At 42.7% G+C, this 16,699-nt stretch carries 14 protein-coding genes; 6 read left to right on the top strand and 8 right to left on the bottom strand.

Annotated features, from left to right (window positions below):
- Window positions 1–498: a D-glycero-alpha-D-manno-heptose-1,7-bisphosphate 7-phosphatase gene (locus KEM09_RS15810; RefSeq protein WP_212229759.1), complete on the top strand. Its 498-nt coding sequence runs from the start codon at window positions 1–3 to the stop codon at window positions 496–498.
- Window positions 498–1,376 carry an aminotransferase class IV gene (locus KEM09_RS15815; protein ID WP_212229760.1) on the top strand — a complete coding sequence of 293 codons (879 nt, stop codon included), beginning with the start codon at window positions 498–500 and terminating at the stop codon, window positions 1,374–1,376. The genes KEM09_RS15810 and KEM09_RS15815 overlap by 1 nt, the downstream gene beginning before the upstream one ends.
- On the opposite strand, the gene KEM09_RS15820 is transcribed toward KEM09_RS15815, so the two are convergent.
- Complete coding sequence (locus KEM09_RS15820) at window positions 1,345–1,938, bottom strand: YqgE/AlgH family protein (protein WP_212229761.1); 594 nt, start codon at window positions 1,936–1,938, stop codon at window positions 1,345–1,347. The two genes, KEM09_RS15815 and KEM09_RS15820, sit on opposite strands and share 32 nt — an antisense overlap.
- A 329-nt stretch (window positions 1,939–2,267) precedes the next feature.
- Between KEM09_RS15820 and KEM09_RS15825 the strand changes: the two genes are divergently transcribed.
- Window positions 2,268–4,184, top strand: a complete 1,917-nt coding sequence (locus tag KEM09_RS15825) for a Na+/H+ antiporter NhaC family protein (RefSeq protein ID WP_212229762.1) — start codon at window positions 2,268–2,270, stop codon at window positions 4,182–4,184.
- A gap of 118 nt (window positions 4,185–4,302) precedes the next feature.
- Here KEM09_RS15825 and KEM09_RS15830 read toward each other — a convergent pair whose 3' ends face one another.
- Window positions 4,303–6,726 (bottom strand): alpha-ketoacid dehydrogenase subunit alpha/beta, encoded by a 2,424-nt coding sequence (locus KEM09_RS15830; protein ID WP_212229764.1) that lies wholly within the window; start codon window positions 6,724–6,726, stop codon window positions 4,303–4,305.
- 152 nt (window positions 6,727–6,878) lie between these two features.
- Here KEM09_RS15830 and KEM09_RS15835 point away from each other — a divergent pair, with 152 nt between their 5' ends.
- The 3 genes from KEM09_RS15835 to KEM09_RS15845 all read left to right on the top strand — a co-directional run bounded on the left by KEM09_RS15835 (window position 6,879) and on the right by KEM09_RS15845 (window position 8,590).
- Window positions 6,879–7,121 carry a hypothetical protein gene (locus KEM09_RS15835; RefSeq protein WP_244825053.1) on the top strand — a complete coding sequence of 81 codons (243 nt, stop codon included), beginning with the start codon at window positions 6,879–6,881 and terminating at the stop codon, window positions 7,119–7,121.
- Window positions 7,122–7,570: 449 nt separating this feature from the next.
- Window positions 7,571–8,116, top strand: a complete 546-nt coding sequence (locus KEM09_RS15840) for a TetR/AcrR family transcriptional regulator (protein ID WP_212229766.1) — start codon at window positions 7,571–7,573, stop codon at window positions 8,114–8,116.
- Window positions 8,117–8,179: 63 nt separating this feature from the next.
- Window positions 8,180–8,590, top strand: coding sequence for a hypothetical protein (locus KEM09_RS15845; protein WP_212229768.1), 411 nt, complete (start codon window positions 8,180–8,182; stop codon window positions 8,588–8,590).
- A gap of 92 nt (window positions 8,591–8,682) precedes the next feature.
- Here the strand turns inward: KEM09_RS15845 and KEM09_RS15850 are convergent, their stop codons facing one another.
- The 6 genes from KEM09_RS15850 to KEM09_RS15875 all read right to left on the bottom strand — a co-directional run bounded on the left by KEM09_RS15850 (window position 8,683) and on the right by KEM09_RS15875 (window position 16,692).
- On the bottom strand, window positions 8,683–9,819 hold the full coding sequence (locus KEM09_RS15850; protein WP_212229770.1) for a hypothetical protein: 1,137 nt from the start codon (window positions 9,817–9,819) through the stop codon (window positions 8,683–8,685).
- A 71-nt stretch (window positions 9,820–9,890) separates the two neighbouring features.
- Window positions 9,891–10,883 carry an FAD:protein FMN transferase gene (locus KEM09_RS15855; RefSeq protein WP_244825055.1) on the bottom strand — a complete coding sequence of 331 codons (993 nt, stop codon included), beginning with the start codon at window positions 10,881–10,883 and terminating at the stop codon, window positions 9,891–9,893.
- A 120-nt stretch (window positions 10,884–11,003) separates the two neighbouring features.
- A complete protein-coding gene (locus tag KEM09_RS15860; protein WP_212229774.1) occupies window positions 11,004–12,446 on the bottom strand; it encodes a RagB/SusD family nutrient uptake outer membrane protein in 1,443 nt (480 codons plus the stop codon).
- Window positions 12,447–12,570: 124 nt separating this feature from the next.
- Window positions 12,571–15,669: a SusC/RagA family TonB-linked outer membrane protein gene (locus tag KEM09_RS15865; RefSeq protein WP_212229776.1), complete on the bottom strand. Its 3,099-nt coding sequence runs from the start codon at window positions 15,667–15,669 to the stop codon at window positions 12,571–12,573.
- 166 nt (window positions 15,670–15,835) lie between these two features.
- Complete coding sequence (locus KEM09_RS15870) at window positions 15,836–16,429, bottom strand: LysO family transporter (RefSeq protein ID WP_212229779.1); 594 nt, start codon at window positions 16,427–16,429, stop codon at window positions 15,836–15,838.
- Entirely contained in the window at window positions 16,426–16,692 is a 267-nt protein-coding gene (locus tag KEM09_RS15875) for a LysO family transporter (protein ID WP_212190471.1), read from the bottom strand. Before KEM09_RS15875 ends, KEM09_RS15870 begins: the two co-directional genes overlap by 4 nt.
- Window positions 16,693–16,699 lie beyond the last annotated feature (7 nt).

The following is a 16,699-nucleotide window of genomic DNA, read 5'->3' on the forward strand; positions in this document are numbered from 1 at the left end:
ATGAGTCAAAAAGCAGTTTTTATCGATAGAGATGGTGTTATCAACAATGATGAAGGCCATTATTACATATACAAAATCAAAGACTTCAAACTGAACGAAGGCATTATTGAAGGGCTAAAACTGTTGCAGAATGCAGGCTACAAGCTGTTTGTTATCACCAACCAGGGAGGTATTGCCAAAGGCGAGTATACCGAAGATGATGTTGAAATGGTGCACGGACACTTCCTGCAGCTGATGTTTGATAACGATATTCGCATTACCGATATTTACTATTGCCCGCATCACGATAGTGTAGAACCATGTGACTGTCGTAAACCGCAACCTGGCATGATTATTCAGGCCATAGAAGAGCACCAGATAGACAAAAGCCAGTCATACCTGATAGGCGATTCGGAACGAGACATTGAGGCGGGCAAAGCAGCCGGCCTGAAGCAGTGCTTTCTGATAGATAAAAACAGTTCAATCATACCTGTTTGCCAAACAATTATTAAGCACTAATGCCACAGCCGTCCTACATTGTATTAAATGGTCATAGGTTATTAAACGACTCGCCTGTTCTAAGGTCCGACAACCGGGCCTTCAGGTACGGCGATGCCTTGTTTGAAACCATACGTTGCATGCATCAGCGCCCGCTTTGGTTTACCGATCACTATCAGCGCCTGCTGAATGGCATGAGCCTGCTAAAGATGGATGTAAAAAGCTTGCCGCCAGCTGGCGTGCTTGCAGCAGAAATCAGCACCCTGATACAAAAAAACCGCCTGTTTGGCGATGTGAGGGCCAGACTGACTGTCTTCAGAGAAGAGGGCGGATTGTATACCCCGGCCGGCAATAAGGTGAACTACCTGATTGAGGTATCGCCACTCACAAGCAATGGCTATGAGTTGAACAGCAAAGGGCTTTTGATTGATGTATATACCGCTGACCAAAAACACATCAACCATTTTAGCCATTATAAAACTGCTAATGCACTATTGTTTGTAATGGCCGGGCTATTTAAGAAAGAACAAGGTAAAGATGATGTGCTTATCCTCAACTCACACCATCACATCATTGAAGGATTGGCCTCTAACCTGTTTTGGGTGATTAACCATGAGGTATTTACGCCATTGCGTTCAACCGGCTGCGTAGATGGCATAATGCGCAAGCAGATCATTCGTTTATTGAAAGAGAAACACCAACGCGTGCATGAAGTTAGTGGTGCCGATCTTAACACCCTTTTACAGGCCGAAGAAGTATTTCTAAGCAATGCCATACAAGGCATACAATGGGTAGTAGGCTTAAAACAAAAGCGCTATTTCTGTAAGCTCAGCAAAGATATTTGTCGGTGGTTAAATGAAGATGCTGCTAATTATATGCAGGATTCTCAGGAAAGTTAGTCCAGGCTTTAAATACATCGCCAAGACCTTCCATGGCATGTGTCCAAATATGATCAATATCCTCATTCATAATCATTTCATCATCCACGTCGGCCACAATCCATGAGTTTTCATCAATCTCTCCTTCAAGCTGACCTGGTGCCCAGCCTGAGTAGCCAGCAAAGAACTTCACCTGGGTATGATCAGCCAAACCTGTATTGACCAGGTTCTTAATCGCATCAAAATCGCCCCCCCAATAGAGAGAGTCGGTTATTTTAACTGCATTAGGCACTTTATCACCTAATGTATGGATAAAATATAGGGTATTAGACGACACAGGTCCGCCAACGAACAATTCACCTTTAAAATTAAAAAGATCATCAATGACTTCATCAGGGTACAGGTCAGATGATTTATTTAATACAAAGCCAACGGCGCCATCCTCGCTATGTTCCGTTAAAATAACTATTGAACGGTTAAAATAGGGCCCTTGTAAAAATGGTTCCGCTATTAGTATGCGACCTTTAGCAGGTTTTAATCCTGGCTTTTGTGCCTTAAATATGTCAAAATCCAAACTTTTCATCTTTCCTAACACTGTTTTAATTCTCCACCACAAACGTTGGTTTAATTGCTTCGCCTATCTCTCTTGGTCAATCAGGTTGTTTAAATGTACTATTTTATATCGAAGCTCCCATGATAAAAAAGAAACATTCCTCAATAAAATATGACCGTTTACCAAAAGCTGGTGAAATATAACCACTTCATTTACTTGACATTGACATCAATTTAATACATATCTTAGGAGAATACAAGCATTTAAATGTATTTTTGCAGGTTCATAAGCCGAAGTATTTCATTCTTTGAGCTTACCGATCCCAAATTTTTAGTTTTATTAAATTAAAAATTCCAAAAATGCTAAAGCTAATTGCGAACCGACTTTTGTTAATCACTTTTATCCTGCTGGCGCCTTTATCGCTCATTAAAGCGGATGATGTTTCAACATCATACCTGGAACTTCCACCGGCTATAATGAAGCATGTACCCACAGTTATAAGGATACAGACTGCCAATGCAGATGATTTTGTGGAACCCATTCTCATGATTGATGGTGTTAAACGTGAAATTCTGTCCGATGAAGAGGGGCTGTACCTTGAATATACTTTTACCGAAGCGTCAGAAGTTCAATTAATACAACAAAGCCGGATTGAAAGTAAGCGCATTACGCCTATTCCTCTCTGGTTATCTATTCTGCCCCCATTGATAGCTATTGTCATGGCGCTTATCACCAAAGAAGTATTCTCTTCCCTTTTCATAGGCTTACTAATAGGCACCTCCGTTATCTACAAATATTCGGGCATTAGCTTTTTTGTCGCTATTTTTAAAGGGGCCTTTGCCATTATTGACACCTACCTGATGTATGCCCTGCTCAGCCATGAGCACTTATCGATCATTATCTTTAGCATGCTCATTGGCGGAATGGTGACGCTTATATCGCTCAACGGCGGAATGAAAGGCATTGTGAATATCCTATCAAAATATGCCAATAACAGACGCTCCGGTCAGTTTATCACCTACATAATGGGGATGCTGATATTTTTTGACGACTATGCCAATACGCTGGTGGTAGGTAACACAATGCGACCTGTAACTGACAAACTGAAGATATCTCGCGAAAAACTGGCTTATATTGTTGATTCAACATCGGCACCCATTGCAGCTATCGCTTTTATCACCACCTGGATTGGCGCTGAGTTAAGCTACATCCAGCAGGGTATTGCTGAAGTTGGCTTGTCATCATCGGCCTATTCTGTTTTTCTTCAATCGTTAAAATACTCTTTCTACCCTATATTAACCCTCATCTTTGTGCCCATGCTGATATGGCAAAGGCGTGATTTTGGCCCCATGCTGAAGGCCGAAAAACAGGCAAAGATGGCCACTCAAAGATCAACTGAGAAAAAGGGTCGTTCACCACAGATTATGAAAGAGCTTGAAGTAGCTGAGGATGTACAGCCTCGCTGGTTTAATGCAGTTATACCGGTTTTCATTGTGGTAGCAGGTACCATAGCCGGGTTAATATATACAGGATGGAACCCGGCCATATGGGGAAATGACCACTTAAGTTTTACCAGTAAACTCTCCACAACCATTGGCGATGCCGATGTATTCAATGCACTGATATGGTCGTCGTTAGCAGGCGTATTTGCAGCATTGCTGTTAACCACCTCGCAGCGCATTTTAAACCTGAAGGAAAGCATCGAAGGCTTAATCAATGGTTTCAAAACCATGTTTCATGCCATTTTAATACTGTCACTGGCCTGGTCATTGGCATTATTGACCGAACACCTGCACACGGCAGAATTCATCACCGGTTTGTTAACCAGCATCAATATCAGTCCTGAATTTATACCGGCTCTCACCTTTGTATTCTCTGCCGCCATTGCCTTTAGCACAGGCTCCAGCTGGGGAACCATGGCCATCATTTATCCATTGATATTGCCTGCCATATGGAAAATAGGTTTGGAAGCGGGCATGGATACTGAGGCGATATTACCCTTGTTTTATAACGCTGTATCCACCGTACTGGCTGGTTCGGTATTAGGCGATCACTGCTCGCCTATTTCGGATACAACCATATTGAGTTCCCTGGCCTGCTCGTGCCATCATATTCACCACGTGCGAACCCAAATGCCCTACGCATTAGTGGTTGGCAGCATTGCCTTAATAATAGGAACACTGCCATCAGCTTTTGGCTTTCCTGTTATTGCCTCCTATGCGCTGGCGATAGGAATACTATTTGTATTTATTCGCTTAAAAGGAAAACTGATATAGGGTTTTGATATTATTATCTTATCTGACTTCTTCGGAGGGCTGATTAATCGAATAAAAAAAGCCTGGTCGATAAACAGTTATATCGGACCAGGCTTTTAGTTGATAGACTATATTTGTTTTAATAAATAGCAGGGAAACGTTTGGGATCGCTTTCTGCCATCAGGGCATAAATCGCTTCGTACACATCCTCTGCATTGGGATTACTAAAGTAATCACCATCTGTACCATAAGCCGGACGATGATCTTTAGCAGTTACTGTTTTAGGAGCTGCATCGAGGTGATAAAAACCACCATGCTCTTCCACCACTTTATGCATCATATAAGCCGTTGCACCACCTGGTACATCTTCGTCGAAGAAAACCACACGATTGGTCTTCTTTAAGGATTCTGCAATGACTTTATTGACATCAAATGGTAGCAAGGTTTGTACATCAATCAATTCTACAAAAACACCAATATCCGCCAGTTGCTTCACCGCATCCTGTGCAATACGCACACATGAGCCATAGGTCACCAAAGTCACATCACTTCCTTCATGAATGATTTCAGGTACACCCAGCGGCACCTTGAACTCGCCTATGTTAGAAGGCTGCTTCTCGCGCAGTCGATAACCATTAAGCGGTTCAATAACTAATGCCGGATCATCGGCTGACAGAAGGGTATTATAAAAGCCTGCTGCCCGCGTCATATCACGTGGTACACATACATACACACCACGTATGGAATTAATCACCATGCTCAGTGGCGAACCACTATGCCAGATACCTTCCAGACGATGGCCACGGGTTCGCACAATCACCGGTGCTTTTTGCCCGTTTTTAGTACGGTAGCGCGTGGTTGCCAGGTCATCACTCATGGTTTGTAAAGCATACAAGAGGTAATCGAAATACTGAATCTCGGCAATGGGGCGTAATCCACGTAATGCTAAGCCGATGCCCTTACCCAATATGGTTGTCTCACGAATCCCAGTATCACGAACGCGCCAGTCACTGTATTTAGCCTGCATACCCTCCAGGGTCTGATTGACCCCTCCTAAAAAGCCGGTATCCTCACCAAAGGTGACCACTTTAGGGTTATTGCCAAAAATATAGTCAAAATTGTCCCTCAGGATCTCGCGCCCCGGAACACCTGGTGCATCATCGGCATAAGCCGGTGCAACAGGTGTTACTTTAAGAGCTGAGTTATCGTCTTCACTGTATAGCCATTTACTGTAATTTTCATGGCCTTCATCAAAGTACTTTTTTACCCATGCTTTTAACTGCGATTTCATACTATTGGGTTTTTCGCAGGCCGAGCAATAGTGGCGCAACACTTTGCGGGCCGCACTCAGTATCTCTTTCCTGTTAAGCGAAAGGCTGGACTGCAAACCAGCCACAATCCCATCTATTTTATCCTGTTTTATCTCATTACACACGCAGTTCTTTTGTGTAATGATATCCAACAGCTCTTTTCTCTCCGCCTTAAAAGCTTCCATTAGCTCTTTGAAGGCTTCCTTTTGAGCGGCTTTCACTTCCGCAGTAGCATCCTGCTCTATACCATCCAGCTCTTCATTGGTAGCCAGATTACTTTTGATCATCCACTGGCGCATTTGCACCAGGCCATCATATTCTTTTTCCCACTGCAGGCGTTCGGGCGTTTTGTAGCGCTCATGCGAACCACTGGTTGAGTGGCCAACAGGCTGTGTCAGCTCTTCCACATGAAATAAAACGGGCACATGCTCTTCGCGGCATCGCTTAATACCCTCCTCGTACATTTGGCATAAGCCTGCATAATCCCATCCTTTGGCCGTATAAATAAGCATCCCGGTTTGGTCCTTTGGTCCCTTCTCAAAGCCTTTTAATGCCTTGCTGATGCTTTCCTTGGTCGTTTGCATCTTTTTAGGCACCGATATGCCATAGCCATCGTCCCACACAGACACAGCCATTGGAATCTGCAGCACGCTTGCTGCATTGAGCGTTTCAAAAAAATGTCCTTCGGATGTACTGGCATCACCAATAGTACCGAAAGCCACCTCATTACCATTGATGCTGAATTGATCCAATTGTTTGAGAGCCGGATTATTACGGTATAATTTTGAAGCCATTGCCAGTCCTACCAAGCGAGGCATTTGACCGGCCGTTGGCGAGATATCAGACGAGGTGCATTTCATAGCGGTTTGGCTCTTCCAGTTGCCATCCTCATCAATTAGCCTTGTGCCAAAATGGTTATTAAACGAACGCCCCCCATTATCCGGGTTTAATTCGGTTCGTGTTTCTCCGTATAACTGTGCAAAAAACTCCTTGGGTGTAATCATACCCGCCGCCAGCACAAAAGTCTGATCGCGGTAATAACCCGAGCGCCAGTCGCCATTTTTATATTGTTTGGCCATAGCAATCTGGGGGATCTCTTTGCCATCACCAAAAATTCCGAATTTTGCCTTTCCTCCAAGCACTTCCTTACGAGCCAATAAACTCATATTGCGGCTCACACAGGCTATTTTATAGTCGGTAATCACTTCTTTCTTAAACTCAGCGAAGCTGAGTTCACTTCCTTCTACAGACATATAAATGATTTTTACTGTTTTTTAGTTGCTGATCACAAATCTAGCAAGAATGTTGATTTTTTATTGGGCAACTATCAAACATATGAACGAGGTCGTTTGTTTGGTTAATAGCAAATTTTAGTACTTTTGTACCGAATTTAAACAGATAGATTATGTGGCCGGTTTTATTATTGAGTGTTGTGTTGATGGGAATTGTGTTTGTGTTGATGTCCATTCGGATTTTACTGCAAAAGAATGGCAAGTTTCCTAATACACACATTGGAGGAAACAAAGCGCTGAATGACAAAGGCATTTATTGTGCCACTACACAAGATAAGCTGGCGCGTAAAGAAGCCTTTAATATTAAACCGCTTAAGCTGGATGGCGAATACGAAAGCCAGACGACAAGTTGCTAAATAAGTATTTCATATCAAGTCTATTCGCTCAAAAAAAACAAACTAAAGAGCACTTGCCAATGACACATGGTTGGTTGCCCTGATTTATTCTTACCTTAGAGCTGATATCTTTATGCCATCGCACTATAGTTACATTATGGAGGCTGTTCCTTTTTGGTGTACCATCCTATCTGCGCACCACCCGCTTAATGCTTTTTTGATAGAAGGTATACTAATATTCATTTTCTGTTTTTAAGATTATTGATGCGCATAGCTGGAAGATAATTTACGAGGAACAATTTGAAAATGAAACATGTACGTTGATTCCAAATTACTTCGCTGCAATGCACCTTGAACATTCTAATAGATCACGGTTCACTTCTCAATAAGAATGAATAAATGTTAATTTCTTTTAAATAACTTGTCTCATTAGTGTGACATTTTTACATTTGTCACACTAATGAGACATTATGAACGATACTAAAACAAAAATCATAACTGGCGCCATTGATATTTTTAGCAAAAACCCATCAGCATCGATAGAAGAAATTGGCGCATCTATTCACCTTAGTCGACGCACTTTACACCGCTATTTCAGCAGTAAATCTGATTTAATAGCAGAGATAACTGCTTATGCTAGCAACTTTTGTCTTCATAAAACTAAGTTAGCCGTTAAGTCTTCAGAAGATCCGATTGACCAGCTCAAAACGATGTTTTACAACGATATCGAAAGTGGTTCCAGATATCGCTTCTTATACACCTATAGAGATAGTATGGAAGACTTGGAAGCGACCTCAGCTGACTTTCAGGAGATGATGCATTTATTCAGAAAGTTGTTGCAAACTCTACAGAACAGGAAGCAACTGGAACCAATTTACACATTAGAATGGATAGAAAAGCTTTATTTCTCAACTATTAATGCGGCAATAGATTTGATTCAAACGAAGCAGTCAAACGAACAAGAGATTGTAAAGATGGCTTGGACATCTTACTACAATAGCATCCTGAAAAAATAAAATTAACATATAAATATTTGTAATCAACAACTATAGATTTATTTCTCGATTAAATATTAAATTATGGATAATACAATAAATTTGGAATTAGCTCTTATGGGCTTGGCCCTGCACATTTTAATATGGAGCAAGTTACCTGAATGGGGAACCTGGTTTTCAAAGCTAATCGGATTATTACCAAAACCACTTCGCCAGCTATATGAAGGTTGGCAATGTCCGTATTGCTTTGGATTTTGGGCAGCCCTGGCTCTTCATGGATTAACAGGCATTCAGACACTACCAGCTTTATTTGGCACATCCCACTTAGGACTAGCTGGGATAATCATTGCTTGGTTTCTGGATGCACTGGCAACTGCAACGTTAATATACTTTGGCAGCCACCTATTAGGTACCTTAAGCTGGGGAGCAGCAAAGGGTTATTTTGCGGCACAGGAATTCAAGGCCAGTTTTAACAACACTGATGAGGAAGAATAAGAATGAACTAAAGATAATTGCCGTAAAAAAGAGGTTTTCAGATTACCTGAAAGCCTCTTTTTTCATTCACATTCACACCCAAACCCACACCATTATCTCATTTTCTCTCCCACTTCACAATCCTGTTCTCTGTAGATTTGCCATGCCAGTTTATCAACAATCATTTTCGAAAGGTAGAGTTCTTTCATCTGTTCAAACAGATTAGAAAGGACTTCCTGGTTATCGCCAATTAATTCGGAAAGCAGCACCTCTGATTCATCATTAAACGTAATGCGTATATCTTTACTCATGTGCATAAACAGGCAATTAATACTGCCTGGCAATTCACCATTGGGCATGATCACTTCCACCAGTGCATCCTCCTGTAACTCTCCTCCCTTATACACCACATATACTATTTGCTGCTCATCATTAAAGGTTCTTACAATCTTAATATCACCAATCAGCATCTCATAAACGAATTGCAATGCAAGCTCCTCTGATGCATCAAATGGGATAAAGACCATTGTTTCATTGAATAGAATATCCTGCTCGGTATTCTCGAGGCTGTAGCTGAGTTTAATGGTATCGTTAAACTGCGCCATGATGCTGATAAAATGCTCATCGGTAAAGCCAAACTTTGAATATATTTTTGATTTAAAGAACTCCTGACGAGTTTCCTCTACCCAAAGTTCGCCGGCATATTCATCCTCCAAATCAAAACGGGAAGCCAGCTGGTAGTTGTGCCACTTCATGCTTTGATCAGTCTCAAATAAAAATTGTGTGGTCGTGATTTTAAAATTGTTATTGATGACATCCTCAGGAGTGAAATCAAACAAATCATGGGGCTTTAGTACTTTTTCGTGTGGTAAAAGTATCACAAACCACTCACTATCATCTATCCGCTTAAAATATGATTTGCAATGCCCATTGGTGGTTTTACCGCTCCCTTCTGAATCTTCAACAGGATCATAGGCGTATACACCCATCAGGTCTTCGAGGTAAATATTAAGAGCAGGTACATCATCTTCCTGTTCGCCCTTAAGCTGAGACCCCTGCTGAAATAAACCATAGGCTGTTGACAGCTCAATGGCATTTACGGCATCATCCAATTGTTGAGCCGATACATCCAAAGCTTCTTTAAGGTTTAATAATTCTGTTTTTGAAGGAGATTCATCAGTTCCATTCTCACAACTGTTGAACAGGGCAAGCAATAAAAGTCCGCCCAAAACAAAGGCCATCTTCCTCATGAGTCAATTGATTTATTTGGTTAACAAATACTGTAAGTTTTCTCATTTGAAGATGCAAGTTAAGCCGTGAATCAGGGCTTGTCAATAATGAACTTTGAAAAACCTTCTGACATTTTGATGGTGTAGTCATCCTGATGGCCATCCAGGATAAAATAAGCTTCTAAATCGGCATTGGCTTCAACTATCTTTATACTCTTTTCGTAGCCCAATACCATAAAAGCTGTTGCATAGGCATCCGCCGTCATGCAGTCCTTTGCCAGCACTGATACCCCCAATAAACTATGACTTACGGGGTAACCCGAATAAGGACTGATGGTATGGGCATACTTCTTGCCACCTTTGATGTAAAAATTGCGGTAATTGCCTGACGAAGCCAATGCAATATCCGTGATACTGATCACCTCCTGCAGTTGCCGGTTGTGCACTTCAGGATCATCAATGGGTTTATCAATGCCCACACGCCAGTTGACTGCATTTGGATTATGTCCCTTCACACGCATTTCTCCACCAATCTCCACCATGTAGTTAACAACATCATGTGCCTCTAATAAATCGGCAATAACATCAACAGCAAAGCCTTTGGCAATAGCACTGCCATCGAGCATTATCTCAGGCCTATCCTTTACCACATGCGTTCCTTCAATACGTACCATATCCATGCCCACAAAATGCCTGATGGAGTCAATAGCGGCTTCCGTAACACTATCTTTCTTGGAAAAACCAAATCCCCATAGATTAACCAGTGGCGCTACTGTCATATCAAAGGCCCCACCGGTAGCGGCCGTTATTTCTTTGGCTGAGTTAAAAACCTGGCGAAAGTACTCATCGGTTTCGTCCGACACATTCCGGTTAATTTTACTGATAACCGACTCTTCTTTATATGTAGACATGGACCAGTCGAAAGCATTTAAGGTGCTTTGAATGGTGTCAGATAAATCTTCCGATGCTTCGTAGGTCATGTGGTAGATAGTGCCGAAAATAAGCCCCTCTGTACGGACATACTCTTTTTGTGGCTGGCAGGCGATAGCGATAAGCGCTATACTTAGTATATAAAATAAACGCATAATGATAGTTTTTACCATGCAAAGGTGATAAAGCCATTAGTAATTTCCAATACTTTAAACACAAATGCCCGACACAAATACGTGCCGGGCAAATTCAAGATTTATCTGCGTATTATATAATTAGAATCCAGGTGTTGGCTCAACCTGGCTATTACGCTGTACTTCCTCAAGTGGTATTGGGAAAAATTTATGTTTAGTCTCAAAGTTTTGAGCAAAAGGCTGACCAGCATTGCTGAGCTGTTCCTTAACAATATCCCAGCGTACCAGGTCATAGTACCTTGAGTTTTCACCCACCAGCTCAATCATACGCTGCTTTCTGATCTCATCGCGCAAGCTGGTACCCGACAGGTTCACATCACCCAGACCTGCTCTCAATCGTATGTCATTTACCTTGTCAAGTGCCTCACCATCTTTGCCCAGTTCGTAATAGGCTTCGGCCTCCATCAATACCACATCGGCATAGCGCATCAGTATTAAATCAACCACGCTACGGTTGGTGCTAATGGCATTTAACGACTCCACATACTTAATGCTCATCTTAAAGTCTGGATCATCAAAATGGATCACCTCACCATCAAAAGTTTCGCCATCCTGCAATACTGAAGCAGCTTTGCGGATATCACCATCCTCAAGCTGGCTCATAAAATAATCAGAGATGCTGGCCATGAACCATCCTCCATTTAGCTCTGCCGGTGCCATGGCTACTCCCAACTGGTGATAAAGGTATAAGATGTCCATCTGGTCGGCGGTATAGCCTCTTGAGAACAGCACCTCTTCGTTTTGCTCGTAGCTGCCATCAAATAGGCCGCGGTAATCCTCTCCGCTCACCAAATCATGCCCTTTAATTTCGGCAAATGCATCAATAGCATCCTGGTATTGCTCAGCAAATAAATAGGTTTTACCCAGGAAAGCATAGGCTGCATTGCTGGTGGCACGTCCATAGTTATCATCAGACCAGCTGGTCGGCAAATATTTGGCTGCAAAGGTTAGATCCTCTTCTACCTGTGCATATACCCCTTCAACCGGAGTTACAGGAATCTGCAAATCGGCAGGCGAAGTGGCCACATCAAGCGGCATAATGATCGAGTGGAAATTCATCTGCAGATTCAGGAAATAGAAGCCGCGCAGGAATTTTGCTTCAGCCACCAGTTCGTCGCGCTGCTCTTGTGAGATCATATCCATGTCCGGCACATTGGCAATCACATCATTGGCCAGTTTTACGCCTTTGTACCAGTTTCTCCACATATAAGCCGGCACACCATCAGCCGCCGTGTTATTAAAGCCAACGATACGACCCAAATATGACCAGGATGTTGTACCTCCTTCAGGAAACATATCATCACCTCTGAAGTTTTGAGGCAGGTAATAGTACTCGTGGTAGCGCCATCCGGTAGGTGCCAGGTACGAATAGGCGGAAACCAGGTAACTTTCGGCTGCTTCATAGCTCACCCAAACCTGATCGGTGGTTGGCTTATCGGGTGACTCCTGTGTCAGGTAATCTTCGCACGACACCATCATCAGTGACGATGCAAACAGTATGATATATAATGCTATATTTTTCATGTGTTTAAATATTACTTTCATTGGACAAATGGAACTCACTGGTAAAGTCTAATCGCGTACATGCGTACATCTTTATTATTAAAACTTACCTGCTTGTTGCCTATGCCTTTAGTTTAAATAATGATTAGAATGATATCTGTACACCCGCTGTAAATGTTCTGTACATTGGGTAGTTACCATGGTCAACACCCTGTGTTAGCGCATTAACCGGAATTACTTCAGGATCATAGCCTGTGTAGTTGGTAATGGTAAACACGTTATCGGCATTCAGGTACACCCGCAGGTTATCCACTCGTATCTTCTGCGCAAAAGTTTGAGGCAGCGTGTAACCAATCTGGATGTTCTTCATACGGAAATACGAGCCATCTTCAAGGTAACGGTCCGACATCATGTAGTTGTTATTGTTATCAACAATTACATTTCGTGGCACATCGGTATTGGTATTCTCCGGTGTCCATGCATTGGTCAAACGGTTAGAAATATTGTAACCCGAGTTAGCTGCTTCCAGCTCGTAACGGTTCACATTTAAAATATCATTGCCGGTTACACCCTGGAAGAACATCGACAAATCAAATGCTTTGTAGGTTAACGCAATATTTAAACCATACTCAAGGGTTGGCAATGGGGAGCCCACTTCAGAGATATCGTTTGAGTCGATAATGCCGTCGCCGTTTACATCCACATAGATAACATCACCAGGACGGGCATTAGGCTGTATCTTATTGCCATTTTCATCAACATAGTTATCGATCTGCTCCTGCGACTGGAAGATGCCACCTGTTTTATACATGTAGAACTGAGAAGCTGCTGCGCCTACCGAAGAGTAGGTATATGAACCCGACCATGCAATGTCATCGCCAGGCAACATGCCTTCACTGTTACCCAATGATTCAACCTTGTTTTTGATGGTGGTTAAGTTACCCTTCAGGTCGTACTTAAGCTGGCCAATGGCACCGCGATAGCCCAACTCAAACTCAAATCCCTTGTTGGAAATAGTTCCTAAGTTCACAATAGGCGCTGACACACCACTTGATGGAGGTGTATTCGGCTCCTCAAGCAATAAGGACTCAGAGTTGTTTTGGTAATAGTTAATGGTACCATAAATCTTGTGCTGATACAAGCCAAAGTCTAAACCAATGTTAGTGGTTTTTGACTCTTCCCAGGCCAGCTGGTTGTTGGCCATCTCAAAAGAGCCGTTACCACCTACTGGCTTACCATTAAATACATACCACCAGCCACCGCTTACAAGGGCCTGACGTGAATAGGCTCCTAACGTGGTTTCACGACCTAAAACACCATACGATGCACGTAGCTTCAGTTCTGAGAAAATATCGGTCAACCCGTTGAAGAACGACTCGTTATTAATTTTCCAGGCTGCTGAAACAGATGGGAAAGTTCCCCAGCGGTTATCGGCACCAAACTTCGAAGAACCATCAACACGCACAGTTGCCTGTAACAGGTAACGATCGTCGTAGCTATAATTTAAACGCGACATGTAGCCAAAGCGTGTTACCGTGCTAAAACCGCCGGTTCCGATAAAATCACCAGACTCCATTCCGCCAAATGATGGCTCTAGACCGCCAAAATCGGGGAACATGGCACCACCAGTTACTTCCATACTCACATTCTGATAGTCGTAGCGGTACCCAACAATACCAGCCATTGCCGAAAAGCTGTGCTTATCAACAGTCGTCATGTAGTTAAGAGTAAAGTCATAGTTCAGGTCCGACCAGTCGGCACGGTATTCTTTCAGGTAAGGATCTTCGCGCTGCGTATCCGACGCCAACACATAGGCTGGTGAATAGTAGCGATCCTTATAAAATGTTTTGGTGTATCCAAGGTTACCGGCTGCGAAAAAGTTTTTCGTAAACTGGTAATTCAAGCCCAGGTTAGCCTGCAGCTGATCTTTTGTAGTTTCTGAATTGATGAGCTCCGATTGACCAACGGGGTTAGCTCCCGTGCGAATGCCATACTCGTTAAGGTAGCCATAACCTGACTCCTTTGATTCGTCACGCACCGATACCAGTAGCGATGACTTTTGCATATTGGCCATCCACATGGTGTTGTTATCGGTTACTGTGTGGGTGTACATGATGTTAGGCATCACTTTTAAATTACCCTTCTCAAACATCGACTTAAAGCGAAAGTTATAACGCTCTGTTCCGGTGTTAATCACAACCCCTTCTTGGTTGAAATAGTTGGTAGAGAAGTTATAGTTTGATGACTCTCCACCACCACTGATGCCTAACGAGTAGTTTTGAATAACACCAGTTTTGATGGTTTCATCCTGCCAATCGGTGTCGGCATAGTTATTCAGGTCAAAACCCGAACCTGGCTGTAGGTAAGCAGGTTTTTGATCATTGCTTAATGAGCCATCGTTTACCGAATTGGTGTAGGCCTGATCCATAATTGAATGCCACTCGGCAGCATTAGCCATTGGCAACTTATTGGTAGCACTCTGCACCCCTGTGTACATGCTGAAGTCTATTTTAGCAGGCTGGTCTTTTTTCCCCGACTTAGTAGTCACCAAAATAACACCATTAGCTGCTAATGAACCGTAAATAGCGGCTGCAGCACCATCCTTCAAAATTTCAAAAGAAGCAATATCATCAGGATTAATCATCGACAGGTCGCCACCAGGAATACCATCGATTACATACAATGGCTGCACGTCGCCAAATGACGACATACCACGAATTTTGATATAAGGAGACGAACCTGGGGCTCCTCCGTTTACCACCGATACACCTGCCGAACGACCTTGAATCATCTGACCGGGTGATGCAGCAGCAATCTTATTGGCCTCCTCTGCTTTTACAGTTGAAACGGCACTGGACAAATCACTCTTTTTCTGAACACCGTAACCAACCACAACTACCTCATCAAGCTGCTCGTTATTGGGTTGCAGACGAATACTCAAGTCCTGAGTCTGAGCTGTCACCGCCACTTCCTGAGATAAATAGCCGATAAAACGAAACTCGAGCACATCACCTTCCGATGCTGTAATTGAAAACTTCCCGTCGAAATCAGTCACCGTTCCCCCGCTGGTTCCTTTAATAACCACGTTTACGCCAGGCGTTCCGTAACCTGTTTCATCGGTTACAGTACCCGAGACTGTTTTCAGTGATTGTGCATAGGATACTGCTGATAAGCCCAACAAAAGTGCCATCAGCACAAAGCTTTTTAAGCTTCTACCCGACATCCTCATAAATAACTTTTTCATTTGTAATAATTAATTAGTACGACAATGGATTTAGCAATATATTGGCACAAGGCATCCTGATTCAGATGCCTGACAGCCTCTAATTACTTTTCATTTGATTTGATCGATTAGTTGGGATAGATTTGGTTTGCAACTAATCTATTAGCTTAGTAATATGGATTTTTACTTATAGAATTAGCGGTATTAACAATGGCACCAGCACGGTTAGAACGATGCCGCTGAACAAAGCAATAATTGCATACTCTTTGCCTGAATAGCGTGTAATAACCGGTAAGGTGGTATCCATTGAAGTGGCACCTGAACTGGCAATTGGCGCCATATTGCCAAAAGCCTTCACTAATAAAGGTGCCAAGACCAGAGACAACAGTTCTCTGGAAATATTAGAGAGTAAAGCAATCACCCCCAGTATGGTATCATAGGTACTTGAGATAATGACACTCGATAAACTGTAATAGCCAAAGCCCGCTCCTACAGCCATTCCTTCTACAAACGATTCGGCTATTAAAAAGTATGCCAGACCTGATCCGATAATGCTCCCTACTCCAATTGAGATGGGTACTAATAGTAAGCCCAGATTGGCTTTCTTAAGGATATTGATAGACGACTCGTCCATCCCCAGACTGACACCAACCAGGGCCATGAGAGCATACAAGGCATAAGTACTCAAATCATTTTCCAACAATGCCTGCGGCGTCAACCCATAGATTGAGATAAGACAACCTCCAACGAAAAACAGCAAGGTGATGAGTGTTCCCTTCATGCTTTAAAAAATTTACGATAAACGAAATATGAACAAGCAATGCTACCAGCGATGCCACCAAATGTTAATACCATGGCTTTTGTGCCAATCACATGGATATTTTCTATTACCTGCTGATTAGCTCCAATGGCAATGCCCAAAAACAAGAGTAGCAGCCATATCATAACAGTGATGCTTTTCTCAACCCCTGCCCGCAGCTCTTTCCTCTTTCGGAACAGATAACCAAGCAGTACTCCTCCGCACAAAAACAATAAGGTTTCCATTTATCTC

Source organism: Carboxylicivirga mesophila (assembly GCF_018271975.1).
GTDB lineage: Bacteria > Bacteroidota > Bacteroidia > Bacteroidales > Marinilabiliaceae > Carboxylicivirga > Carboxylicivirga mesophila.